This is a genomic window from Chitinophaga cymbidii (genome assembly GCF_007992715.1).
Lineage (GTDB): Bacteria > Bacteroidota > Bacteroidia > Chitinophagales > Chitinophagaceae > Chitinophaga > Chitinophaga cymbidii.
Map to the genome: position 1 here is coordinate 61,627 of NZ_BKAU01000009.1, position 22,177 is coordinate 83,803.

The following is a 22,177-nucleotide window of genomic DNA, read 5'->3' on the forward strand; positions in this document are numbered from 1 at the left end:
ATTTACGGTATGATGAAAATGACCGCCATAGCCATCGATGATGAGCCTGTTGCTTTGTCCGTCATACAGGCCCATGCAGCCAAAGTACCGTTCCTGGAGCTGCGCGGCATTTTTACGAATGCCTTTGATGCCATGGAGCTGCTGCGCAGCGAGAAAATAGATCTCCTGTTCCTGGACATCAAAATGCCGGACATCTCGGGGCTGGACTTCCTCACCAGCCTCCACGAGCCGCCCATGACCGTGTTCACCACCGCCTATTCCGAACATGCCGTGAAAAGCTTTGAGCTGGATGCGATCGATTATCTCCTGAAACCTTTTTCGCTGGCCCGTTTCCTGAAAGCCTGCAACAAAGCCCACAACCTTTTGCAGCTCAGGCAGGAGAAAGCTGCGGGCAGCAGCAACGCAACGCCAGATTATATCTTCGTCAAAAGCGGTTACGAGCAGCACAAGGTGAAGCTGGAAGAAGTGCTGTACCTGGAAAGCGCGGGCAATTACGTGAATTTTATGCTGGAAGACAGAAAAGTGCTCTCCCGGCTCTCCATGCAGGAAGCGCTGGCATTGCTGCCGGATGCCCGCTTCACCCGCGTGCACCGTTCCTACATCGTTGCCAATGATAAAGTAGACCGCATAGACCGGACCTGCCTGTATATCCGCCAGGCCATCATCCCTGTAGGCGCCGCGTTCGGAGAAGCCGTTACCCGCATCGGGGGAAAATAACAGGTGCCGCAAAGATGCAGCACCCGCTTCCTGTATGTGTATTCGGTTACACTATGTATCACAAAAGTATATTAAAATAAACAACAAATTAAAAATATATTAATGTGTTTAGCGTAATTCCCTGAATGGCCTATCTTTACATCCATCTAAACCAGACGTATGAAGAAGATATATTCCCTGTTGCTGGCCGGTTTATGTGTGGCAACGGCAGCTACGGCGCAAACTGCGATCGCCCCCGCCAAACCCGGCGTAACCTACGGCAAAGCCATCACGCCGGAGGAAGCCATCCCCATGAACGAACTCCATCAGAAACTGACAAACACCACGGCATATACCGGCAAGATCGAAGGAAAAGTAGTGGAAGTCTGCAAGAAGAAAGGCTGCTTCATGAAGCTGGAAAGGGCTTCCGGCGAGCCGGTGATGGTGAAGTTCACAGACTATGCGTTCTTTATGCCGCAGGACATTGTAGGTAAAACAGTGGTGGTGGAAGGTAATGCGAAAGTAAATGAAACCTCCGTGGAGCGTCTGCGCCACTATGCGGAAGACGCCGGCAAAAGCAAGGAAGAAATTGCGAAGATCACCGCTCCGAAAAAGGATATCGTGATCGTGGCGGATGGTGTGGTAGTAGTACGGTAACAGCTGTAGATATAAAAAAAAGATAACACTAATTGGTTATTTTGCCCTATATTTAGGACATCTTAGCGATGCCTGCAGCAACGCCTATCTCCCTGGATACACGCCTATCAAATTATTCCGATATAAACGCATTGTCCTCGAAAACCCTCAGGAGTAGCAGGAAAGTGAGTTAAAAAGGATAATATCCGCAGCGTGTTACGCTGCGGTTTTTTTATCAGGCAGATATCTGTTCTCCAAACTGAAGAAGATACCCGTTGTTATCGTAGATGCCGAATTCGCGCATCCCGTAATCAAAATTCTGGATCGGAAAACATACTTCCGCCTTGTCCTTTACTTTTTCCCACAGCTCGTCGATGCCGTCCATATGAATATAGATGGCGCCGGTGAATACAGGTTCATCAAACGGACCGGGGCTGTTGAAAGGAAATTTCGATTGTGGATGTACCAGTTGCATGTTCACGCTGTCTTTATTGATGGATGCGAACTTCCAGTCCTCGTCCATTGTTTTGCAGGTAAAGTCCAGCACGGACACATAAAAATCTACGGTTTCCTGTAATGAAGGTGTTGTTAACGTGGGGATGGGTGCCAGCAGTTTCATACGCAATCATGTTGGGTTCGGTGAATAACAGTTGTATTTAGACTCTCGTATCTAAATATACCGAAATAATTTTCTTCCTCAAGGTTGTTCCCGTATTAAATTTTCTCCTTCCCTTATATTTGCGCATGGACAAGTCATTGTTAACTCTTTTAAAACATCATTTCGGATACACGCAATTCCGGCATAACCAGCAGGCGATCATTGAAAACGTGCTGCAGGGAAAGGATACCATGGTTTTAATGCCCACCGGCGGCGGTAAATCCATTTGCTACCAGCTGCCCGCCCTGGTATTTGAAGGGGTAACGGTGGTGGTGTCGCCGCTTATTGCGCTGATGAAAGACCAGGTGGACGCGCTTCGCCAGAACGGCATTCCCGCCGCCTACCTGAATTCCACTTTATCCATGGCTGAGCAGCAGTCCGTTTTGCAAATGCTCCGCAACGGGGAGCTGAAGCTGCTCTATATGGCGCCGGAGAGGCTGATCGGCGAGGGGAATTTCATGCCTTTCCTGTCGGCACTCAACGTTTCGCTGTTCGCGATCGATGAAGCGCACTGTATCAGCCACTGGGGGCACGACTTCCGCCAGGAATACCTGTCACTCGGGCAGCTGAAGGACAAATTTCCGCATACCCCCGTCATCGCGCTCACCGCCACAGCGGACGGCGTCACGAAGCAGGACATCATCGAAAAGCTGCGGCTGCGCGATTATACGGTCTACGAAAACTCGTTCAACCGTCCCAATATCTATTACGGCATCCGCCCCAAGCGGAACCACTACGATCAGCTGATCTCCTACCTAGAAGAACACCGGGAAGACAGTGGCATTATCTATTGCCTTTCCCGCGCATCCACGGAATCCCTCGCGGAAGACCTGAAGGCGGAAGGTTTTTCCGCGGAAGCGTACCATGCGGGGCTGGAACGGAACATCCGCGAAGAGCGGCAGGAAAAGTTCCTGCGCGACGAAGTGCGGGTGATGGTGGCGACCATCGCTTTCGGCATGGGCATCAACAAAAGCAATGTGCGGTTTGTGGTGCATGTGGACCTGCCCAAGAACATCGAAGGATATTACCAGGAAACCGGCCGTGCCGGCCGGGACGGCCTTCCAAGTGAAGCCATCCTGTTTTACAGCGTGGGCGACGTGTTCAAGATGAAACGTTTCGCCAGCGTGGAAGGCAATGAAGCGCAAAGCGCCATCATGCTGAAAAAGCTGGAGCAGATGGCGGGCCTCTGCGAGGCGCCGCAATGCCGCCGCCAGTACCTCCTGCAATATTTCGGGGAAACGTCGCCGGACCATTGCGGCAACTGCGACGTGTGCCTGGGCAAATACGAGCGCAGCGACGGCACCATTGTGGCGCAGAAGCTGCTGAGCGCGGTATACCGCGTGGAAGAACGCTTCGGGCTGAATTACGTGGTAGACCTGCTGCGGGGCAGCAGCACCGTGCGGGAATCCCACAAGCAACTGAAAACGTTCGGCGTGGGAAAAGACATCAGCAAGGAGCAATGGAAACAATACGGCCGCGAGCTGATCCAGCTGGGCTACCTGAAGCAGTCTGACGGCGAATACCCCGTGCTGCGGCTGACGGATACCAGCTGGGGCGTACTGAAAGGGGAAGAGACGGTAATGCTCACCGCGCCGTCGAAAGAGCAGCCGGCAGCAGCGCCCACGAAACAGTCGGTGGAGATCGCGCATCCCGCGCTGTTCCAGGAGCTGAAGCAGCTTCGCCGCCAGCTGGCGGACCGGGAAAATGTGCCGCCGTACATCGTGTTCTCCGACGCCACCCTGGTGGAGCTGGTAGCTTACCTGCCGCTGACCACCAGCGACCTGTCCCGCATCTCCGGTTTCGGGGATGTGAAGCTCGCCAAATACGGCGATGCGTTCCTGGACGCGGTGCAATCTTACTGCATCCGCCAGCGCATCGGCACGCAGATGCACCTGAAAAGCCCGCGGCAGAAGCCGCGCCGCGCCAAGTCCGAAGCTGGCGGCAGCCAGCGGCAGAGCCTGCAGCTTTTCCTGAACGGGCATGCCGTGGAAGAGATCGCCGCGCAGCGCAACCTTGCCGTAAGCACGGTGGAAAGCCACCTCACGGAGTTCGTGCGGAAAGGGGAGCTGGACGTGCGCGACCTGGTGCCGGACGAAAACAAGTTCCGCAACATCCTCCGCGCCGTGGAAGAGGGCGGCGCCTACGCCACCGGCGCCGTGAAAGAAAAGCTCGGGGACCAGTATACCTACGGGGAAGTGCGCGCGGTGATGAACTATTACTTCTGGCTGCAGGAGCAATCGTAATACCACTTCGTGAAAAAAAAGCGCCGCCTCCGACGCGGCAGTCTTTTTTATTTTCATCTTGTTTCTTTTTTTCCTTAATTTGTTATGTACTTTCCACGTTATTTAAATTAAATCGTGTACGCATTTCTGTTAGAATTCATTACCCAATTCAAATTTTAAACAATGTCATCATCCACGAACCGCAGGAACTTTTTACGCCAGATCGGCCTCTTTACCGCCGGCGTAAGCCTGGGCCCTGCTTTCTTAACAGCCTGTAACAACGCAGGCACCACTTCCGGCGCAGATTCTGCCAACGCAGATTCAACAGGCATTGCCGATGTGCCGAAGGAATTGTTCTTCAAGATCTCGCTCGCGGAATGGTCTTTTCACGCCGCATTGTTCGCGGGGAAAATGACCAACCTGGACTTCCCGGCCAAAGCAAAGAACGATTTCGGCATTACAGGCGTGGAATACGTGAACCAGTTCTTTATGGACAAGGCGAAAGACAAAGCATATCTTGCCGACCTGAAGAAACGTGCGGACGACCTCGGCGTTACCAATGTACTCATCATGTGCGACGGCGAAGGCGAACTCGGCGACCTGGACCCGAAGCTGCGCACCAAAGCGGTAGAGAACCACTACAAATGGGTGGAAGCCGCGCAGTTCCTGGGCTGCCACTCTATCCGCGTGAACGCGGCCGGTCACGGCAAGGCGGAAGAAGTGGCGAAAGCCGCGGCGGACGGCCTAGGCAGGCTGACGGACTTTGCGAAGGACTTCAACATCGGCGTGATCGTAGAGAACCACGGCGGATTTTCCTCCAATGGCGAATGGCTGAGCGGTGTGATGAAAAGCGTGAACAAACCGGGCTGCGGCACGCTGCCGGACTTCGGGAACTTCTGCATCAACCGCAGCAAGCCGGAGAACGACACCCCCGAAGCATGGGCCAAGACCACCTGCCTGGAGGAATACGACCGGTACAAAGGCGTGGAGCTGCTGATGCCTTTTGCCAAAGGCGTAAGCGCCAAAACGCATAACTTTGACGAGCAGGGCAACGAAACCGAAACGGACTACCTGAAGATGATGCAGATCGTGAAGAATGCCGGCTACAAAGGATATGTAGGCATCGAGTACGAAGGCTCCAAATTGTCTGAAGACGAAGGCGTACGCAAAACGCTGGAACTGCTTAAAAGAGTAGGCGCGCAAATCAGCTAACACAACATCATATGGAAAACACTCCCGATGGAATGACCACACTGTCCGGCGTGCTGGACGTGCTGAAACAAAGAGGCTACGACCATGAATTCCGGCTGACCGAAGATGGCAAGCTGCAATATCTGGGCGACGACCGCATCTTTGAACCGAAAGATTTCAGGATCATCCGCACCTACCGCTTTGAAGGTGAATCCAATCCTTCAGATGCCGCCGTGCTGTATCTCCTGGAAAACCAGGACGGTTTTATCGGTCATATCATCAACGCATATGGCGCGTACGATGATTATGAGGGAGATGTTTTCGAGGAGTTCATAAGACAGCTGCCCGTTGAAGAACGGGACATCTGACAACAAAAAAAGCCGGCTACGCTCTACGCAGCCGGCTTTTTTAATCAGTTATAAGGATCAGAACCGGATCACTACCTTATCCCGCTTGATGCGGTAGGAAAACCCCACGCTGTCTCCCAGCACCGCCAGCAAGCCCTGCAGGGAACCGTTACGGAACTCGCCGGAGATACCTTCCGGCAGTTTGCCGCTGCTGCCGCGGAACTCCATTTCCACCCCGAACCAGTCTTCTATCTGCCGGAAGGCAGCCTGCACCGGGGTATTGTGGAACACCAGCTTTCCGTCCAGGCAATCCTGCTGCTCCGCCAGCGTAAAGGTTTCTTTTTCCATCAGGTCGATGTCTTTATTGGCCAGGATCATTTCGCCGGAGGCGAGATGTTCGGTGGCGTTATCCGTGGAGGAGTAATAGGATTTGGAAACGTCGGCTTTGCCGCTGAGCACATACAGGGTGGCGCCGGACTGGCATTCCAGGGAGCGGATGCGGAACATGCTGCCGGAAGTATGTGTCTTTAATTTGTCAGTTTTTACCACGAACTCGCGGGGCTCCTGCCTATGTACATTAAAGAACGCTTCCCCGTCCAGGATCACCTCCCGGCTGCTGTGCGGGAAGCCCGTGGGGATGTAAAGGGTGGAGCGGGAGTTCAGTAAGGCCAGCGTGCTGTCCGGCAGCGTTACCAGCTTGCGTTCGCCATAGGCGCACTGGTAGGTGGTGTAACGATGGCCGGAAGCCAGGATGGACGAGCGGGTATGGTGACGCCCGGCCACGTAATAAGAAATGCCGGAAGCGATCAGTATCAGCACAATGATCGTCAGCGCCACCGGTTGCCAGTTGCGTCGTTTTTTCATATACAGTGGAAAGCGCCGGCGGCGGCTGAATTGCGGTTGTCTTGCACTCATTGTTTGGAGTAAAGAGATTTGTGTAACACTGTCTGGCGATAAATATAATAAAAATTATTCCGCAATGCATGCTAATTGCATGTCAGAAAACTATCATGAGTGAACAGGCATTTTTGTTAAACCAGTTCCGTCCCCTTAACTTTGCCGGGCATGAAACAGCAGTTATCATTGTCGTTCGAGGATACAGCTATCGCTTTCGAGCACAAGTCCACCAAAGCATTAAAAAAAGCCAATTTTCTTTTCAGCAATATCGGTAAGCCCTGGCTGGTGAAGCTCGGCGCTTTTGTTACGCCGCTCGCCTTTAAACTGCATCTGCCCATCAAAGGACTGATCCGGTCTACCATTTTTGACCAGTTCTGCGGCGGGGAAACGCTGGAGGAAGCGGTGCATGCCGCGGAAGAGCTTGGCAAATTCGGGGTGGGCGTGGCGCTGGACTATGGCGTGGAAGCGGTGGAAGGGGAGGAGAATTACGACAATGCTGTACCGGAGTTTCTGCGCGCCATCCGCTTTGCAAGCGGCAAGCGGCACATTCCTTTCATCGCCGTTAAAGTAACCGGCTTTGCGCGCTTTGGCCTGCTGGAAAAGATCCATGCGGGAGAAACGCTGGAACAGGAAGCGCAAAAAGAATTTGAAAGGGTAAAGGAACGCATCCGCACCATTTGTTCCGCCGCCGCGGAGGGAAAAGTGGGCGTGCTGATAGATGCGGAGGAATCCTGGGTGCAGCAGCCGGTGGACGATCTGGCTGATGAAATGATGGCGCTGTTTAATAAAGAAGAAGTGATCGTGTACAATACGTTCCAGCTATACCGCCACGACCGGCTGGCATACCTGCAAACGTCCTTCCGGAAAGCACAGCAAAAGGGCTACCTGTTAGGGGCAAAGCTGGTACGGGGCGCTTATATGGAAAAGGAGCGGAAACGCGCCGAAGAAGAATCCTATCCTTCCCCCATCCAACCCAATAAAGAGGCTACAGACAAGGATTACGACGAAGCGATCCGCTTCTGCATGGAGCGGCTGGACCACCTGGCGGTTTTCATCGGCACCCACAACGAGGACAGCTGCATGCTGGCGGCGGAGCTGCTGCATGAAAAGGGACTGCCGCACGATCATCCCCGTGTGAGCTTCTCACAGCTCTACGGCATGAGCGATAACATCACGTTCAACCTGGCGCATGCCGGTTACCGTGTTTCCAAATATTTACCTTATGGTCCCGTGAAAGACGTGATGCCTTACCTGATCCGCCGCGCGCAGGAGAATACTTCCATTGCCGGCCAGATGGGGCGGGAGCTGGGCCTGATCCGTGAAGAAATGAAGCGGAGGAAAGCCTGACCTGTAACTTTTTCCCGAAAACGCCGTTTTACGGGAGAAGAATACAAGTCATTATATCCGGAACCATGTTAATCATTTGCAATGTCAAAAAGCCGTCTCAGGTATTGAGGCGGCTTTTTTCACCCGATATCCACATTCCTCCTTCCCCTCCGCGCTTTCCGCTTTTATTTGTTAATTTGCGGGGTCATGCAACAATATCTTCAGTTACTACAACATATTCTCGATAACGGTAACGACAAAACGGACCGCACCGGCACCGGTACGCGCAGCTGTTTTGGTTACCAGATGCGTTTTGACCTGCAGGAAGGTTTTCCGCTCGTCACCACCAAAAAGCTGCACGTAAAATCGATCATCTACGAACTGCTCTGGTTCCTCAACGGCGATACCAATGTAAAATACCTGCAGGAGCATGGCGTGAAAATATGGGATGAATGGGCCAGTGCGGAAGGCGACCTCGGCCCGGTGTACGGCAAGCAATGGCGCAGCTGGGAAGGCGCCAGTGGCAAGACTTTCGACCAGATCACCGATGTGGTGAACCAAATCAGAAAGAACCCCGATTCCCGCCGCCTGATCGTCAGCGCCTGGAACGTGGCGGACCTGGCGGACATGGCGCTGAGCCCCTGCCACTGCCTCTTCCAGTTTTATGTGGCGGACGGCAAATTAAGCTGCCAGCTTTACCAGCGCAGCGCGGACGTTTTTCTCGGCGTACCGTTCAACATCGCTTCCTATGCTTTGCTGACGCTGATGATCGCACAGGTATGCGATTTGCAGCCGGGCGAGTTCGTGCACAGCTTTGGCGACGTGCATTTGTATAACAACCACTTCGAGCAGGCGAAGCTGCAGCTGACAAGGACACCTTATCCCTTGCCGGTGATGAAGCTGAACCCCGCTGTGAAAGATATCTTCAGCTTCCGTTATGAGGACTTCACGCTGGAGCATTACGAATTTCATCCGCACATCAAAGCCCCCGTAGCTGTATGATCTCCATTATCGTCGCCGCTTCAGAGAATAATGTGATTGGTATTGAGAACCGTCTGCCCTGGCATCTGCCCGGCGATCTGCAGTTCTTCAAGAACACCACCTGGGGCTTCCCGGTGATCATGGGCCGCAAGACCTTTGAATCGATGGGCAAACCCCTGAAAGGCCGGCAGAACATCGTGATCACCCGTCAAGCCGGTTACAGCCACCCCGGCATCACCGTTGTGTCTTCCATCTCCGAAGCCGTCCAGGCCGCGGAGGAGCAGGATGCGAAGGAGATCTTCATTACCGGCGGCACGGAAATATTCCTGCAATCTTTCCCGCTGGTGGACCGCATTTACCGGACGCGCGTGCATACCACGGTGGAAGGCGATGCTTTTTTCCCGGAGATCAGTGAAAAAGAATGGGCGCTGACGTTCAGCGAGGCGCATGCCGCGGATGAGAAAAATCCTTTTGCCTATACGTTTGAAACCTGGGAGCGGAAGCAGTAAGGCAACCGTGAGTGTTACGAAACATATCATTTAAAGATGACCGTTCCGATCTCCTGCGTCAGCGCAACTTCCAGCTGCTTGAGGTGCTGATGCATTTCCACACATTTTAATTGTGCGTCGAGGTCTTCCGCTTTTTCCATTTCCTGCTGGTTTTCCACGATCAGTTTTTTGATCTTGCGCAGCATGAGGTAGTTGGTGGTGGAGATGGTGTCTTTGAGGTAGGCGTTATCGCCGTAAACGGTGCTGATCTCGAACCGTTCCTTCCAGTTGGCGCTCAGGTCCGCTTCCTTGTCTTCCAGTATCTGCGCTACGTTGCGGGCGATGTCGTCATCCTGGTGGTAGAGGAACCATTTTTTGTCCAGCAGCTGGCCTTCATCATATTTGACTTTGTATTCGCGCAATATTTTCTTGACGATCTCGCTGTCCGCCAGTGATTCGAAGTCGTAGGGGAGGTGGAAGATGTAATCCGCCACGGTGTTGTTCTCTTCTTCGCTGAAAGGCTTGTCGCCAAAGCGCAGCAGTATTTTCACCAGTTCCCTTTCCTGCTTTTCATCGCGGTTGAAAAGGTTGTCGCCGCTGTCTATAGGGCTGCCGTCCTCGAAATATTCGGGGTACATTTCCTCCGGGGAAGGGCCTTCTTCGGAGGATTGTTCCTGCTGCTTTTTGTTTTGCTGCTGCTGTTGCTTGATGAGCCGGTCGCGGATGTATTTGTTCACCAGCGTCACCATGCCCTGCTCGTCTATCTTCAGCAGCTGGCTGCACTGGCGGATATAATCCTGCTGTTTGGTGAAGTCCTCTACTTTATCTATCCGGGAGATCGTTTCCGCGATCTCGTTCACCAGCTGTGATTTTTTGGTAGGGTCGTTGCCGGCTTCGCGCAGGGACACCTGCAGCTTGAAGAGGATAAAGTCCTGTTTGTTCTCCGCAATAAAATTCCGGAAAGCTTCCGCGCCGATCTTCCGCACATAGCTGTCCGGGTCCTCCTTATCCGGGATGAGGGCCAGCTTTACGTTGAGCCCTTCTTCGATGGCCATGTCCAGCCCCCGGAGCGCGGCTTTCACGCCCGCGTTATCGCCATCATAGAGGATGGTGAGGTTGTTCGTATATTTTTTGATGAGCCGGAGCTGGTCGGTGGTCAGCGACGTGCCGCTGGAAGCCACCACGTTCTCAATGCCCGCCTGGTGCAGGGAGATCACATCGGTATAACCCTCCACCAGCAAACATTCATCCAGCCGGTCTATCGAATGCCTTGCAAAGTAGGTGCCGTACAGCACTTTACTTTTGACGTAGATGTCGTTTTCCGGGGAGTTGATGTATTTGGGCGCACGGTCTGATTTCACGAGGATGCGCGCGCCGAAGCCGAGCACTTTGCCGCTCTGGTTGTGGATGGGGAAGATCACGCGCCCGCGGTAGTTGTCCTGCGGCAGCTCATTGCGGATGGCGATGAGGCCCGTCTTCAACAGGTATTCCTGGTTGTATCCCTTAGCCTGCGCGGCTTTGACGAATGCGTCCCTTTTGTCGAGCGAATAGCCGAGCTGGAACTTGCGGACGATCTCTTCGGAGAAACCTCTTTCCTCGAAGTAGCTCAGGCCCACGTTCTGCCCTTCCTCCGTATCGAACATCGTTTGCACGAAATAGTCGCGCGCGAAGTTGTTGATGATGAAAAGGCTGTCCGCCAGCTGCTGCTGGGCTTTTACTTCGGGGCTGACCTCTCTTTCCTCTATTTCCACGCCATATTTCTGGGCGAGCCATCGCAGGGCTTCCACATAGGAGTATTTTTCATGCTCCATGAGGAAGTTGATGGTATTGCCGCTTTTACCGCAACCGAAACATTTGTAGATCTCCTTGCTGCCGGAAACGGTGAAGGAGGGGGATTTCTCGTTGTGGAACGGGCAAAGGCCGAGGTAGTTGGCGCCGCGTTTTTTCAGTTTCACGAAGGAGCCGACGATCTCGACGATATCTATCCGGTTGAGGATCTGCTGTATGGTATTTTGAGAGATCAAGAGATTGGGAATGGTTAGGCAAACCACAAATCTACAAAAAAAACGCATGCCGGAGAACCGGCGGGCAGGCATAAAAAAACACCAGCGGGGGAACCGGCGGCCCGCAAAAAAAAGAGTGCTCCGCGGGTTTACGGAGCACTCTTTCAATCTTTTATGTAATTGCGCTTACTGCAATATTTCCTCCAGCTTTTCGCCCAGAGCGTTGCCACGGAGCGCAACGCCGATGATCTTGCCCTGGGGATCTATCAGGTAGTTCATCGGGATGCTTCGCACCTCGTAGGCCCTTGCGGCGGCATTGTCCCATCCCTTCAGATCGGAGAGGTGCGTCCACGTGAGGTCGTCCATATGGATAGCATTGATCCATTTTTGTTTGTCTGATTCTTTGTCCAGCGAAACGCCGATCACGGTGAAGTTCCTGTCTTTATATTTTTGCCAGGCTTTCACCACATTGGGATTTTCGCCCCGGCAGGGAACGCACCAGGATGCCCAGAAGTCCAGCAGCACGTACTTCCCACGGAAGTCTGCCAGGCGTACCGGCTTGCCAAGCGTATCGTTCATGGTAAAATCGATGGCGGGCATGCCTACGCCGAGCTTTTTCGCGGTTTCCAGCAATCCGGCGATCTTTTTGCCGTTTTTGGATGCACGCCATTCGCTGTCCATCTTTTCATAAACCGGCGCCACTTTTTCGCGGTTTTCACCAATGAAGCTGGCCGTTGCCAGGTCTTCCATCAACCAGAACGACACCGGGGAGCTGGGATAGGATTTCAAAAAGGCGAGGCTTACGCTGTCTTTTTTCATTTTTACGCTTTTGCTTTTTTCCGAAGTGCTGAGTGGTTCCCAGCCGACATTTTTCCACTGGTCCAGCAAAAGATTGTATTCGCTTTGCGCTTTTCCGCCCTCTATTTCAGAGCTGCCCACGCGCTTGCCCTTAACGGAAGTGGTGCCGCCGGTAAGAAAGAAGTACTGGGCTTCGTCCTGCTTTGTGATGTGTTCAATGTACAGCATCGATCTTCCGGGCTGTAAAATTTTGCCGGTGAGGGAAAAAGAATGATTCCTCACCCGGGTGGTATCATAGCGAAACCGGGTACCGTCATTATAGCTGAGCATCACCATTCCGTTCTCTTTGGCCTCTGTGACAGTGCCTTTTAATTCGAAAGATTCCTGCGCTGTGGCAGCGATGGAAAACGTCAACATTGAAAAAACGCCAATCGTTCTGATTTTTGTCATCATTATTCAGTTTTTAATAGTTTGATTAATTAACTGCGCGCCAGTTCATATTCTTCACTTTGATCAGGTTGTCCCAGCGGCCATGCTCCACCTGCGTTATTTCCACCACGTTGGGATTGCTGCCTACCGCGAAGCGGCGCAGGGTGCCTTTTGTGGTGGCGTTATAGGTAGCGATGTAGAGTGAATTGCTGAGGTAGTCCATTTGTGTATCGAACTTCAGCATCGTGATCGGATCATTGCCGATGGCGGGATATTCGTAGAATTTCTCGTTGCCGGGATTGTAATCATACGCATACAGTTTGGCGCCAACGGAATAGAACACTACGGTGCGGTTCGATGAAAATGCATAGAAATCCGCTTTGTCGAAATTCACCGCCATGGGCAGTACGGTATATGCGGCCCGTTTGGGCGGCGTGGAGCCGTATGCGTAGAACTTGTACAGGTAGCAGGTATTGCCGGCGTCCTTCATCACGGCAAAGGAGTTGCCGTGTGTGGAGCTGCCGTCCGTGTTGCGGGTGTTTTCCGCGTACACCAGCGTTCTGCCGGTGCCCGCCTGGTTCCAGGGAAAGGGATCTCCATCTTTGTCCGTCAATACATTGGAAGCCGTGCTCAGCCCGATATTGGTGATGTTCAGGAAGCGCTGGTTTTCCGTATCGTACCAGACGATAGCATTCATGTTATTGATGGAGTACAGCAGGTATGGCGCGGCTTTCAGCAGCTTCTGGGGATCGGCGGCTATGCGGTTCATGGGATTGGTATAGAAATCGCCCCCGTTCAGCAGCAGGTAAGAAACAAAGATGCTGCCGTCGTTGCAGAGCATGGCGCGGAGATAATCGGTGCCTGTTGCGCCGGCAGCGGTCTTTACCTGCGGCGCCAGCGCCACCGGTATGAGTGTTTTCGTGTCGATGGGATCGGAGGTGTAGACCTGTTTGCCGAAAGTATTATCCTCCGAGCCTTCCATGGACAGGCGGTCCAGGTGGTAAGAGCCGGATTTGCTGAATACCCAGATCTTTTTATAGGCTTCCCATCCGCTGGTATGGAGGAAGCTCACGGGGTCTTTCAGCACGGGCAGGCCGCTGTTGGAAAGGATGTTGCGCACCAGCACCGTGTCCGCGATCATGGACAGCATTTCCGCTTCCGCATTGCCCTGCTCGTTTTCTCCTATCAGCAGGATGCCGCGCGTGTATACGGTGCCTACCACCAGCTCGAATTTTTTCCACCAGGATACGCCGGTTACTTCGTCTACCGTGCGGAACTCCATGTTGTAGGTTTCCGGTGCGAGCAGTACCGGGTATTCGAGTGTTTCTTCGAATCCAAGGGTGTCCAGAAACTTGTTGCTGCCCCTGATGATCCAGTAGTACTTATAGCGGTCTTTTCCGCTGCCGGCCTCGGTGGCGGTCACTTCCGGCGAAATGCGGAGCGTATCCACCGCGGTGGTCACCGAGTATTTGTCGGCCACGCCTTTGATGGCCAGCTCATTGATATCGTCATAGGAATAGTTTCCCAGATCCTTGCTGCAGGCTGCCGCCAGTGCGCCCAGCACGATGAATATTGCAGTATGAACAGAATATCTTCTCATAATAGATAACGTAATGGTTGATTAGATAGATGAATTAGCCGCCGGGCACATAGGGAACGCCGATGTAGGAAGTCCAGGGCACGGAGCCGACCCACATCAGGCGGCCGTCGTCTTCCAGCACCGGATCTTTTGCATTGTACCGTTCTATCAGGTATTCCTGCACTATGTTGGTCAGGAGCATGGACTTCACGAGGGGCATGGTTTCCTCACTGGCGAAGTCGGCATAGGTGACGCCCATCAGCTCGGCCATCAGTTCCAGCTTTTTGCGGGTGAAGGCGCCCCAGAGGCCGGATTCCCTGTTGCCATTCTGGATGGAACCGCGCCATACCACGGGCTGCACCATGAAATCGCTGACGTACAGGGTATGCATGCTGGCGTCGAATTCCTTCACAAGGGGGCCGCTTTCATAGCCGGGGATGGCATCCCATTCCGGGAAAGAAAGGCCGAAGTATTCATTCGCCACGAGCCGCAGCCCGAGCTTTACTTCTTTTTCCTGGAGGTCCGCCGTCCGTTTCAGTTTTACGGGCACGTAGGCAACGAGTGAATTGGCGGGCATGATCACTTCTTCCGGCAGCGCTTCATAATGTACGCCCAATGTAGCCGTGGTGGAGTCCGGGTTTACTTCAACCCTGAAAGGCCGGTCGAAGTCTTTCAGCGGGCCGGTGATCATCACTTTTACGGGGTAGGTGATCTCGTCGCTGCCATAGCTGACGAACGACACCGGGGTGGTGGGCTGGTAGGGCCAGTAGTTTTCGCTCAGCGACGCCTGGCCGTATTGTACGGCGAAGTACACCCCTTCGGTTCCCTCATAGCCGGGCATCTCCTTTTTACATCCGGCGGAAAGGAGCAGGGCGGCCGGCAGGAAAAGCTGCATTATTCTTTTCATCTGTAAGATTTTAAGTGTTCATGTTTAATCGTTCCGCTGCGATGTTTCACTGTCCGGCAGGGGGATCACGTAGTTGTTCAGCTCCATGGTCTGTGTGCCCGTGAGGGCGCCGCTGTTGGGCACTACCTGCATCGCGTTGCGTTTGAAATAAAAGAATGCCTGGCCTTCGCCGATCGTTTCTTTTCTGAACTCGCGGGTGATGGCCGCTTTCAGCGCTGTTTCATCTGCCGGGTAAAGGCTGACGGCGGCGCGGCTTGTGCGTACCTCGTTGAGGTACCGGGTGCCTTCGTTCAGGTCCGGGCTGCATTCCGCCGCAATGAGCAGTACTTCGCTCAGGCGTATCAGCGGGATCATATAGCGGCCGGGCGCATTGGTGATGTCCTGGTATTTCAGGTTGGTGAGCAGGGTGGTGGTGCCGGAAGTTACCTCCTGCCAGATGCGCAGGCGGTAGTCGTTTGCTTCGTCGTAAAGCTCGTCTACCCTTGCTTTTCCAACATCAACGCTGTTGAAGGAGAGCCTGCCGTCAGGCTTTAATGCGGCGGAAAAGAGGGCGTTGAACATATTTACCCGGTTGATATTGTACACGGCAAACATCACCTCCGGCGAGAACACGCGGTCGGGCGTTTCCGCATGTGTGGCGCTGAGCGGGGCTACATAAGGGAACGTATTCCGGGCCGGGTCCTGCACTTCCTGCAGCAGCTCGCTGGCGGTGCTGAAGGCGGCCTGTTTGTCGTTTTTCCAGAGGTAGGTGCGGGCCATCAGGGCTTTTACCGCGTAGTAGTTAAGGCGGTACTGCCGGTAATAAAGATCATTGGACCCTGTGGGATTGTCGGCATTGCGGACGCCTTCGGTACGCACCGGGTCCGTATTTTCGAGCAGCGCGAGCGCGGCTTCCAGGTCGCTGATCACATGCTCCACCGCTTCGCTGTTCGGCAGGATGGGAGATACTTCAAAACCGCTTTTGGAGACATACGGAATGCTGGGGAGGGACTTGTTCTCATCCGTCCACAGGGGGCCGAACAAACGCAGCATATCCAGGTGCAGCATGGCACGCAGGGCCAGCGCTTCGCCTTTCACAATACTGAAGTACGGCTCCGGCAACAGCCCGGCAGACGCCTTGTCGCACTCCTCAATGAGCACGTTGCAGTTGGCGATCAGCTGGTAGGCTTTCTTCCAGGTATCGTCGAACGTGGTCTTGACATCCTCCTGTGTGTAGACAAAATTCGTATAATAGTAAAACCTGTGCAGGGACGAGGGCAGGTAGTAATAATGCGCCAGCACGTCCAGCACGCCGGCAGTCATATCCTGCCCGTACAGCGAAGCGTTCGCCATTTCCACATATACCCCGTTCAACGCTTTCAGGTATCCCTCCCGGTCCTGGAAAAGCATCTCTTCGGAAAGCCTGTCCGCCGGCTTTACATCGATCCATTTACTGCAAGACGCCAGCATGCAGCAAACGATCAGGGGAAAAAATATTTTCATTGCGTTCATCCTTCAATAATTTTTATGATAATTTTCATTTGATCATTCCGCGTTGTCATGCTCCTTAAAAACGAATGGAGGCAGATAAGGAAACCGAACGCGCGAATGGATAGTCTATCCCTCTTTCGTTGGTGACGCTGGCTATATAGAATATGTCATTCATATAGGCGCGCACGGTGAAGGAAGATGCGCCGACCGTACGCAGGAACGATGCGGTGGTGGTTTCATAACCTACGGAGAAGGATTCTCCTGACAGCACATTGTTGTCCGCTACGAAGCGCGACGACATCGGCGTGTAGCTGGTATTGTTGATGGATTTGAATTTGGCGGCGTCTCCCGGTTTCTGCCAGCGTTCGTACAGCGCACGTTTGTCCTGGTTCAGCGTTACGTTGGTGATGGAGATGTTTTCCACTTTGTCGTAAAGCGTTTGCATGAAGATCTGCCCGCCCAGGCGGTAGCGGAGGTTCACGGAAGCGGAGAAGCCTTTGTAGTAAAAGTTGGTGCCGATGATGCCTTCCATGCTGGGCTCGCTGTTGCCCACCACCACTTCGTCCTGATAGTCATGCACGAAGGTCTGGTTCCCGTTTTTATTCAGGAATACTTCGCGCCCGGTTGCCGGATCGATGCCCACGGAGCGCACGGCCCAGAGGTCTGAGGGGCTTCCGCCGTCGTAATAGCGTACCAGGTTGCGGCTTTGATTGGCATCATTGAAATTCTTCAGCTTGTCGCCCATGCCCTGGTACTGTGATTTCAGCTGGCGCATGTTCAGGTTAACGCGCCAGTTGAAGCTCCGCTGGCGGACCAGCGTATAATCCACCATGGCGGTGAAGCCGCGGGTCAGCTGTTCGCCGATGTTCTGCGCCGCTTTATCCAGCCCTGCGGAAGAGGGCAGCGTTACGAACACCAGCAGGGGATTGGTGTTTTTATAGAAGTAATCCAGGTTCACGCGCAACCGCTCGTTCAGCACAAGCGCGTCCAGGCCGATATTGCGGTCCAGCGTTTTCTGCCATTGCAGGCCGCTGTTGCCGAAGTTCGTAATGATCACACTGGTGCCGAAAGGGTTACGGTTTTCGTTATTGTAACCGTATATGCGCATGGAAATGTAGTCGTCGAAGTTCTGGTTGCCCGGGTTGCCGATGGAGCCGCGCAGGCGGAGCTGGTTTAGCCAGGACTGGCCGCTGTTCCTGAAGAACGCTTCTTTATGGATGTTCCAGCCCAGGCCAACAGACCAGATGGTGGTGAACTGGCGCTGAGCGCCGTAGATAGAAGATCCGTCTGAGCGCACGGTGGCGTCCAGCAGGTACCGCTGATCGAAGGAATAGCCGGTGTTCAGATAGAAACCGGCGCCGCGGCGGATGGATTCCTGGTAGCTTGCCCGGCTGCCTTCAGGATAGCCAAAGGCAAAGTTCGGATTCGCGAAATCATCATCCACAAACCCCTCTACCTGGTAACTGCTCATTTTCGACGCGGACTGTTCCAGCCGCATACCGGCAACGGCATTCACCTGGTGTTTGCCGCCGAACAGTTTGCCGTAAGTAAGGCTCACATCTCCGTCATAATTCAGTGTTTGCCCGTTGCTTTCCGTATAGTTCCCTTTCCGGAGCGTTTCTATGCCTTCGAATTCAGAATTAAAGGGCGACCTGAAAATCTGGCTACCGGTATTGAGCTTGCGGAGGCCGGCCCGCGCGCGGAAGCGCATGGCATTTGTCAGGAACCAGTTCAGTTCAAAATTGTTGGTAAATCCCTGCGACTGATCACGGTTCATATTATTGTTGCTCATGTCGTACAGCGGGTTGTATACGTTCACGGTCCTGGGAACCAGCCCGTCGTCCATATACCTGTAGGATTCCAGCAATTTATCGATGGTGCCGTCTGCATTGTACTTGCGGTAATAGGGATTGGCGCGGGAGAATCGTGAGAACGCGACGGTTTCATGGTTGGCCTTCACGTAGTCTATGCTTAACGAGTTGCTGACGGAGAGGCGGCCTTTGCGGTAGGTGAGGTAAACGTTGCCCCCGGTGGTTTGCCGGTTGGAGCCTTTCATCACGCCTTCGTTGTTGCCGTAGTTGAGCGATGCACGGTAACGCAAATTGGCGTCACCGCCTTCCGCCGCGATGGTATGGCGCTGGAAAACGCCTGTGCGCAGGGGCTCGTTTGCCCAGTAGGTATTTACGCCGCGGCGCACTTCCTTCAGGCGGTCGAAGTAAGTTGCTTCTTTTTCATTGCCGTTGATGATGTTGTTGTTCTCGTCAATTAAGCCATAAAAGTGGGAAAGCAGCTCGAATTGCAGCTTTTCTTCCGAGTTCATCAGGTTGTAATCCGTGAGGTCAGCGAAGTTGACCGCGGTGTTGAGGTTGTAGCTCACCCGTAACTGGCCCGGCAGCGGTTTTTTGGTTTCTATTACTACGATGCCGTTGGCGGCTTTGGAACCGTAAATAGCGGTGGCGGCGGCGTCTTTCAACAGCGTGATGCTGGCAACGCGGTCCATGCTCAGGTCACTGATAATGGCCAGCGTGCTTTCAAAGCCGTCCAGGATGAACAGCGGCTGGTTGGGATTGGAGCCGTACTCGTCCGTCAGCCCGATGATGCTGCTCTTGCCCCTGATCTCGATATCCGGCAGGCGGTTGGGATCGGAGCCGAACTGGTTGTTGGTTACGATGGCGAACGAAGGGTCGAGGGTTTTCAGGCTTTGCAGCACGTTCTGGTTGCTCACCATGCTGAGTTCCCTGGCGGTGAAAGTGGAAGACGAACCGGTGAAGCTGTTCCTGTCACGCTGATAAATGCCGGTAGAAACCACCTGCACACCCTCGAGGTTGTTTTCATCCGGTTTCAATACAACAGTCAGCGTGGCGCGGGCCAGCATTTCCTTCGTAACCGGGACGGTGCGGGATTGCATGCCCAGGTAGGAAAATACCAGCACATCTCCGTCCGACACATTCAGGTGAAGGATGCCGCTTGCGTCCGTAGAGCCGCCGCGTGTGGTGCCTTTGATCAGTACGGTAACACCCGGGATGGCGGTGCCGGTAGAGTCTGTTACCGCGATGCGGAGCGCCTGTGCGGGAACGGGCGTGGAGGCGGCCGGAGCGCGTTTTTCAACTGTTTTCTCCTTCAGGATGATGGTATTGTCCACCACCTCATAGGTAAAAGGCTGGCTGCGGAAACACGCTGCCAGCGCCTGTTCCAGCGGAACATTTTTAAGATCGATCGTTACCGGAAGCGCATCTTTCAGTATCCCTTCATTGTAAAAGAAAACGTAGCTGGACTGCCTTTCAATTGCTGTAAAGACCTTTTCCAGCGGTAATTCTTTCGCGGATAGTGTGATCGCCTGGGAAAAACCCTTTGCGCTGACCTGGAGAAGGGCAGCCAATAGCAATACAACTGTAAGTCTCATAGTACGAATGAATGTACGCCTGTGAATAAACCAAATGGCGGTAAGCCTGTCCTTTCTTTTGCAGGAGGATTGGATGCAAAAGTCATAGATTTGCATAGTTTTGCTAATGTTTGGGTTGGTTAATGGAAAGTGCCGTAAACGTTTTTCTGGCCTCCCGAATTTGCGCCGCTCCGGATCCGACCCCGGGGCGGTTTTCTGGCCTTCTGTCAGGAAATTCTTTCTACATAATGCTGATTTTTTATTCTGTTATCAATTCTGGTTGTTTTGTTACGATGATCTTTCTGTCCTGTATCTTAAAGAAGATGCCGCTCTTTTGCAGGATGGTCAACACCACCGAAGCCTTCGTGTTCCGGCTGATCTTTCCCCCAAAGAACATTTCAGGCATGTCACCCGCATATACCACTTCCACATCATACCACCGGGAAAGCTGTTTCATCACCTCTTCGAGGGGAGTATGACGGAAGCTGAACAATCCGTTTTTCCAGGCCAGCACCTGGCTGGTGTCTACTCCTGATACTTTCAGTTTTCCATTGGCGGCGATGGCCTGCTGGCCGGGTTTTAATATGGTTCCGCCGATCTTCACGGCGCCTTCCGTGAGGGTGGTTTTTACGGCATGATCGTCCGGATAGGCATTTACATTGAATGCGGTGCCCATGTCCTCAATTATTTGTCCACCCGCCTTTACGATAAAAGGCTGCTTGTCATTGTGTGTTACTTCAAAATACACTTCCCCGCTCACCTCCACCAGGCGCTGATCGCCGGTGAACGCTACGGGGTATTTGATGGCCGTGGCGGCGTTGAGCCATGCTTTTGTGCCGTCCGGCAGCACCAGGCGGTACTGATTGCCTTTGGCCGTGGTCAGTGTGTTGTACACCAGCATGCCGGACGGTTGCTGCGTTTGATAGCTAAGCTGTCCGCCCGAATTGATCACCGCGGTGTTGCCTTGCGTGCTCAACACGCCGCTGGCGTTACTGTCCAGCGGGATCTGTTCGCCGCTGGATAAAGTAAGCACGGCGGCATTCCGGCCCGGCTGCAGGTCCGTTTGTTCCTGCACCAGCTCCGGGCCTGCGGCTCCGGGCCGGCTTTGGTTAAAATACCAGTACCCGGCGCCCAGCATGACCACCGCGGCGGCCCACCAGCCCCACTGGCGGGACTTCCTGGCCGGATGCTCTATAACCACCGGCTCGCTGGCGTCAATGGTGGCGAGGATATTGTCCAGCCGGGCTTGCAGGCGGTTTTGCAGCTGGGGATCGCTGCTGCCGGTCTGGTCAGGTACAGGGATATTGAACTGCTCGTGGACGAGCTTGCGGGCGAGCTCCTGGCGGCCGGGCTCGGCAAGCGCGTCCAGCAGTGTGCGCAGTTCATCAGGACTACAACGGTTTTGCAGGTATTTTTGAAACAGGGATGTGAATTGTTCTTTCTCCAAAAGATGGCGTTTTGATGATAGACGCAGGAACCTGCGTTTTCATCTGCTCTGTTTGGAAATTTTTTTGAGGGGGGAAGGAAAAATCAGCGGATACCGGTTAACAGCATGCAGACCGCTATGCTTACGATGCGGCCGGAGATATTTTTCTGCAGGGTTTTCGTGGCCTTTACAATATGGTCGTTCACGGTGGATACGGAAATGCCCAGCAGCAGGCTCACCTGCTGGTAGCTTTGCCCTTCGAGCTTGCAAAGACGGAACACCTGCCGGCGTTGCGGGGGAAGCTCCTCTATGGCTTTATTCAACAGGTCTTCACCACCATCCACGGGAGCGGCGGCCGGCTCGGTGACCCGTTCCATATAATTTTCCAGCTGGGCATACAGTGACCTGTCCCGCGCGGCCTTGCGGAAAAAATCATATACAATGTTCTCGCCGATCTTGTTCAGGTATGCCCCCAGGCTGCTTTGTACGTTGATGGTTGCCCGCTTTTCCCAAATCCTGATGAATACATCCTGTAATAATTCTTCCGCAATATCCGGTGATTTCACCATTCTGAGCAGAATGTGATAAAGCCGTTCGCTATAGGTAGCGTATAATTGTGTAAAAGCCTCCTTGCTACCGTTTCGAAGTAATTCCAGTAATTCACTATCAGAGTATGCGGTGACAGTGCGCATTAGCAATTTTGGTTGAATATGGCGTAAAGTTAACAGGAATTTGCAGAAG

The 22,177-nt window shown here is 53.5% G+C and carries 18 protein-coding genes; 8 read left to right on the forward strand and 10 right to left on the reverse strand.

The annotated features are described in order from the left end of the window. The first annotated feature begins 9 nt into the window (after positions 1 to 9). Complete coding sequence (locus CCY01nite_RS25710; RefSeq protein WP_246130055.1) at positions 10 to 717, forward strand: LytR/AlgR family response regulator transcription factor; 708 nt, start codon at positions 10 to 12, stop codon at positions 715 to 717. A 159-nt stretch (positions 718 to 876) separates the two neighbouring features. Further along, on the forward strand, positions 877 to 1,353 hold the full coding sequence (locus tag CCY01nite_RS25715) for a DUF4920 domain-containing protein (RefSeq protein WP_146867438.1): 477 nt from the start codon (positions 877 to 879) through the stop codon (positions 1,351 to 1,353). A 214-nt stretch (positions 1,354 to 1,567) separates the two neighbouring features. Here the strand turns inward: CCY01nite_RS25715 and CCY01nite_RS25720 are convergent, their stop codons facing one another. After that, a complete protein-coding gene (locus tag CCY01nite_RS25720) occupies positions 1,568 to 1,951 on the reverse strand; it encodes a VOC family protein (RefSeq protein ID WP_146867439.1) in 384 nt (127 codons plus the stop codon). Between the two features lie 125 nt (positions 1,952 to 2,076). Between CCY01nite_RS25720 and recQ the strand changes: the two genes are divergently transcribed. The 3 genes from recQ to CCY01nite_RS25735 all read left to right on the forward strand — a co-directional run bounded on the left by recQ (position 2,077) and on the right by CCY01nite_RS25735 (position 5,771). After that, a complete protein-coding gene (recQ, locus tag CCY01nite_RS25725; RefSeq protein WP_146867440.1) occupies positions 2,077 to 4,233 on the forward strand; it encodes a DNA helicase RecQ in 2,157 nt (718 codons plus the stop codon). Positions 4,234 to 4,395: 162 nt separating this feature from the next. Next, on the forward strand, positions 4,396 to 5,424 hold the full coding sequence (locus tag CCY01nite_RS25730) for a sugar phosphate isomerase/epimerase family protein (RefSeq protein ID WP_146867441.1): 1,029 nt from the start codon (positions 4,396 to 4,398) through the stop codon (positions 5,422 to 5,424). A gap of 11 nt (positions 5,425 to 5,435) precedes the next feature. Further along, positions 5,436 to 5,771, forward strand: a complete 336-nt coding sequence (locus CCY01nite_RS25735; RefSeq protein ID WP_146867442.1) for a hypothetical protein — start codon at positions 5,436 to 5,438, stop codon at positions 5,769 to 5,771. A 57-nt stretch (positions 5,772 to 5,828) separates the two neighbouring features. On the opposite strand, the gene CCY01nite_RS25740 is transcribed toward CCY01nite_RS25735, so the two are convergent. Then, positions 5,829 to 6,614 carry a FecR family protein gene (locus tag CCY01nite_RS25740; protein WP_186831272.1) on the reverse strand — a complete coding sequence of 262 codons (786 nt, stop codon included), beginning with the start codon at positions 6,612 to 6,614 and terminating at the stop codon, positions 5,829 to 5,831. Positions 6,615 to 6,815: 201 nt separating this feature from the next. Here CCY01nite_RS25740 and CCY01nite_RS25745 point away from each other — a divergent pair, with 201 nt between their 5' ends. From CCY01nite_RS25745 to CCY01nite_RS25755, 3 genes are all read left to right on the forward strand, one after another. Next, entirely contained in the window at positions 6,816 to 7,994 is a 1,179-nt protein-coding gene (locus CCY01nite_RS25745; protein ID WP_146867444.1) for a proline dehydrogenase family protein, read from the forward strand. A gap of 186 nt (positions 7,995 to 8,180) precedes the next feature. Beyond that, positions 8,181 to 8,975: a thymidylate synthase gene (locus CCY01nite_RS25750; RefSeq protein ID WP_146867445.1), complete on the forward strand. Its 795-nt coding sequence runs from the start codon at positions 8,181 to 8,183 to the stop codon at positions 8,973 to 8,975. Continuing rightward, positions 8,972 to 9,463 (forward strand): dihydrofolate reductase, encoded by a 492-nt coding sequence (locus CCY01nite_RS25755; protein WP_146867446.1) that lies wholly within the window; start codon positions 8,972 to 8,974, stop codon positions 9,461 to 9,463. The genes CCY01nite_RS25750 and CCY01nite_RS25755 overlap by 4 nt, the downstream gene beginning before the upstream one ends. A gap of 26 nt (positions 9,464 to 9,489) precedes the next feature. Here CCY01nite_RS25755 and dnaG read toward each other — a convergent pair whose 3' ends face one another. From dnaG to CCY01nite_RS25795, 8 genes are all read right to left on the reverse strand, one after another. Then, complete coding sequence (dnaG, locus tag CCY01nite_RS25760; RefSeq protein WP_146867447.1) at positions 9,490 to 11,466, reverse strand: DNA primase; 1,977 nt, start codon at positions 11,464 to 11,466, stop codon at positions 9,490 to 9,492. 165 nt (positions 11,467 to 11,631) lie between these two features. Further along, a complete protein-coding gene (locus CCY01nite_RS25765) occupies positions 11,632 to 12,696 on the reverse strand; it encodes a TlpA disulfide reductase family protein (protein WP_146867448.1) in 1,065 nt (354 codons plus the stop codon). Positions 12,697 to 12,718: 22 nt separating this feature from the next. Beyond that, on the reverse strand, positions 12,719 to 14,272 hold the full coding sequence (locus tag CCY01nite_RS25770) for a PKD-like family lipoprotein (protein ID WP_146867449.1): 1,554 nt from the start codon (positions 14,270 to 14,272) through the stop codon (positions 12,719 to 12,721). Between the two features lie 34 nt (positions 14,273 to 14,306). Continuing rightward, complete coding sequence (locus CCY01nite_RS25775) at positions 14,307 to 15,158, reverse strand: DUF4843 domain-containing protein (protein WP_146867450.1); 852 nt, start codon at positions 15,156 to 15,158, stop codon at positions 14,307 to 14,309. A 24-nt stretch (positions 15,159 to 15,182) separates the two neighbouring features. Next, a complete protein-coding gene (locus CCY01nite_RS25780) occupies positions 15,183 to 16,649 on the reverse strand; it encodes a RagB/SusD family nutrient uptake outer membrane protein (RefSeq protein WP_146867451.1) in 1,467 nt (488 codons plus the stop codon). 55 nt (positions 16,650 to 16,704) lie between these two features. After that, on the reverse strand, positions 16,705 to 20,031 hold the full coding sequence (locus CCY01nite_RS25785; protein WP_146867452.1) for a SusC/RagA family TonB-linked outer membrane protein: 3,327 nt from the start codon (positions 20,029 to 20,031) through the stop codon (positions 16,705 to 16,707). Between the two features lie 238 nt (positions 20,032 to 20,269). Continuing rightward, positions 20,270 to 21,457, reverse strand: coding sequence for a FecR family protein (locus CCY01nite_RS25790; RefSeq protein WP_146867453.1), 1,188 nt, complete (start codon positions 21,455 to 21,457; stop codon positions 20,270 to 20,272). Positions 21,458 to 21,540: 83 nt separating this feature from the next. Further along, positions 21,541 to 22,128, reverse strand: coding sequence for an RNA polymerase sigma factor (locus tag CCY01nite_RS25795; protein ID WP_146867454.1), 588 nt, complete (start codon positions 22,126 to 22,128; stop codon positions 21,541 to 21,543). Between the last annotated feature and the right edge of the window lie 49 nt (positions 22,129 to 22,177).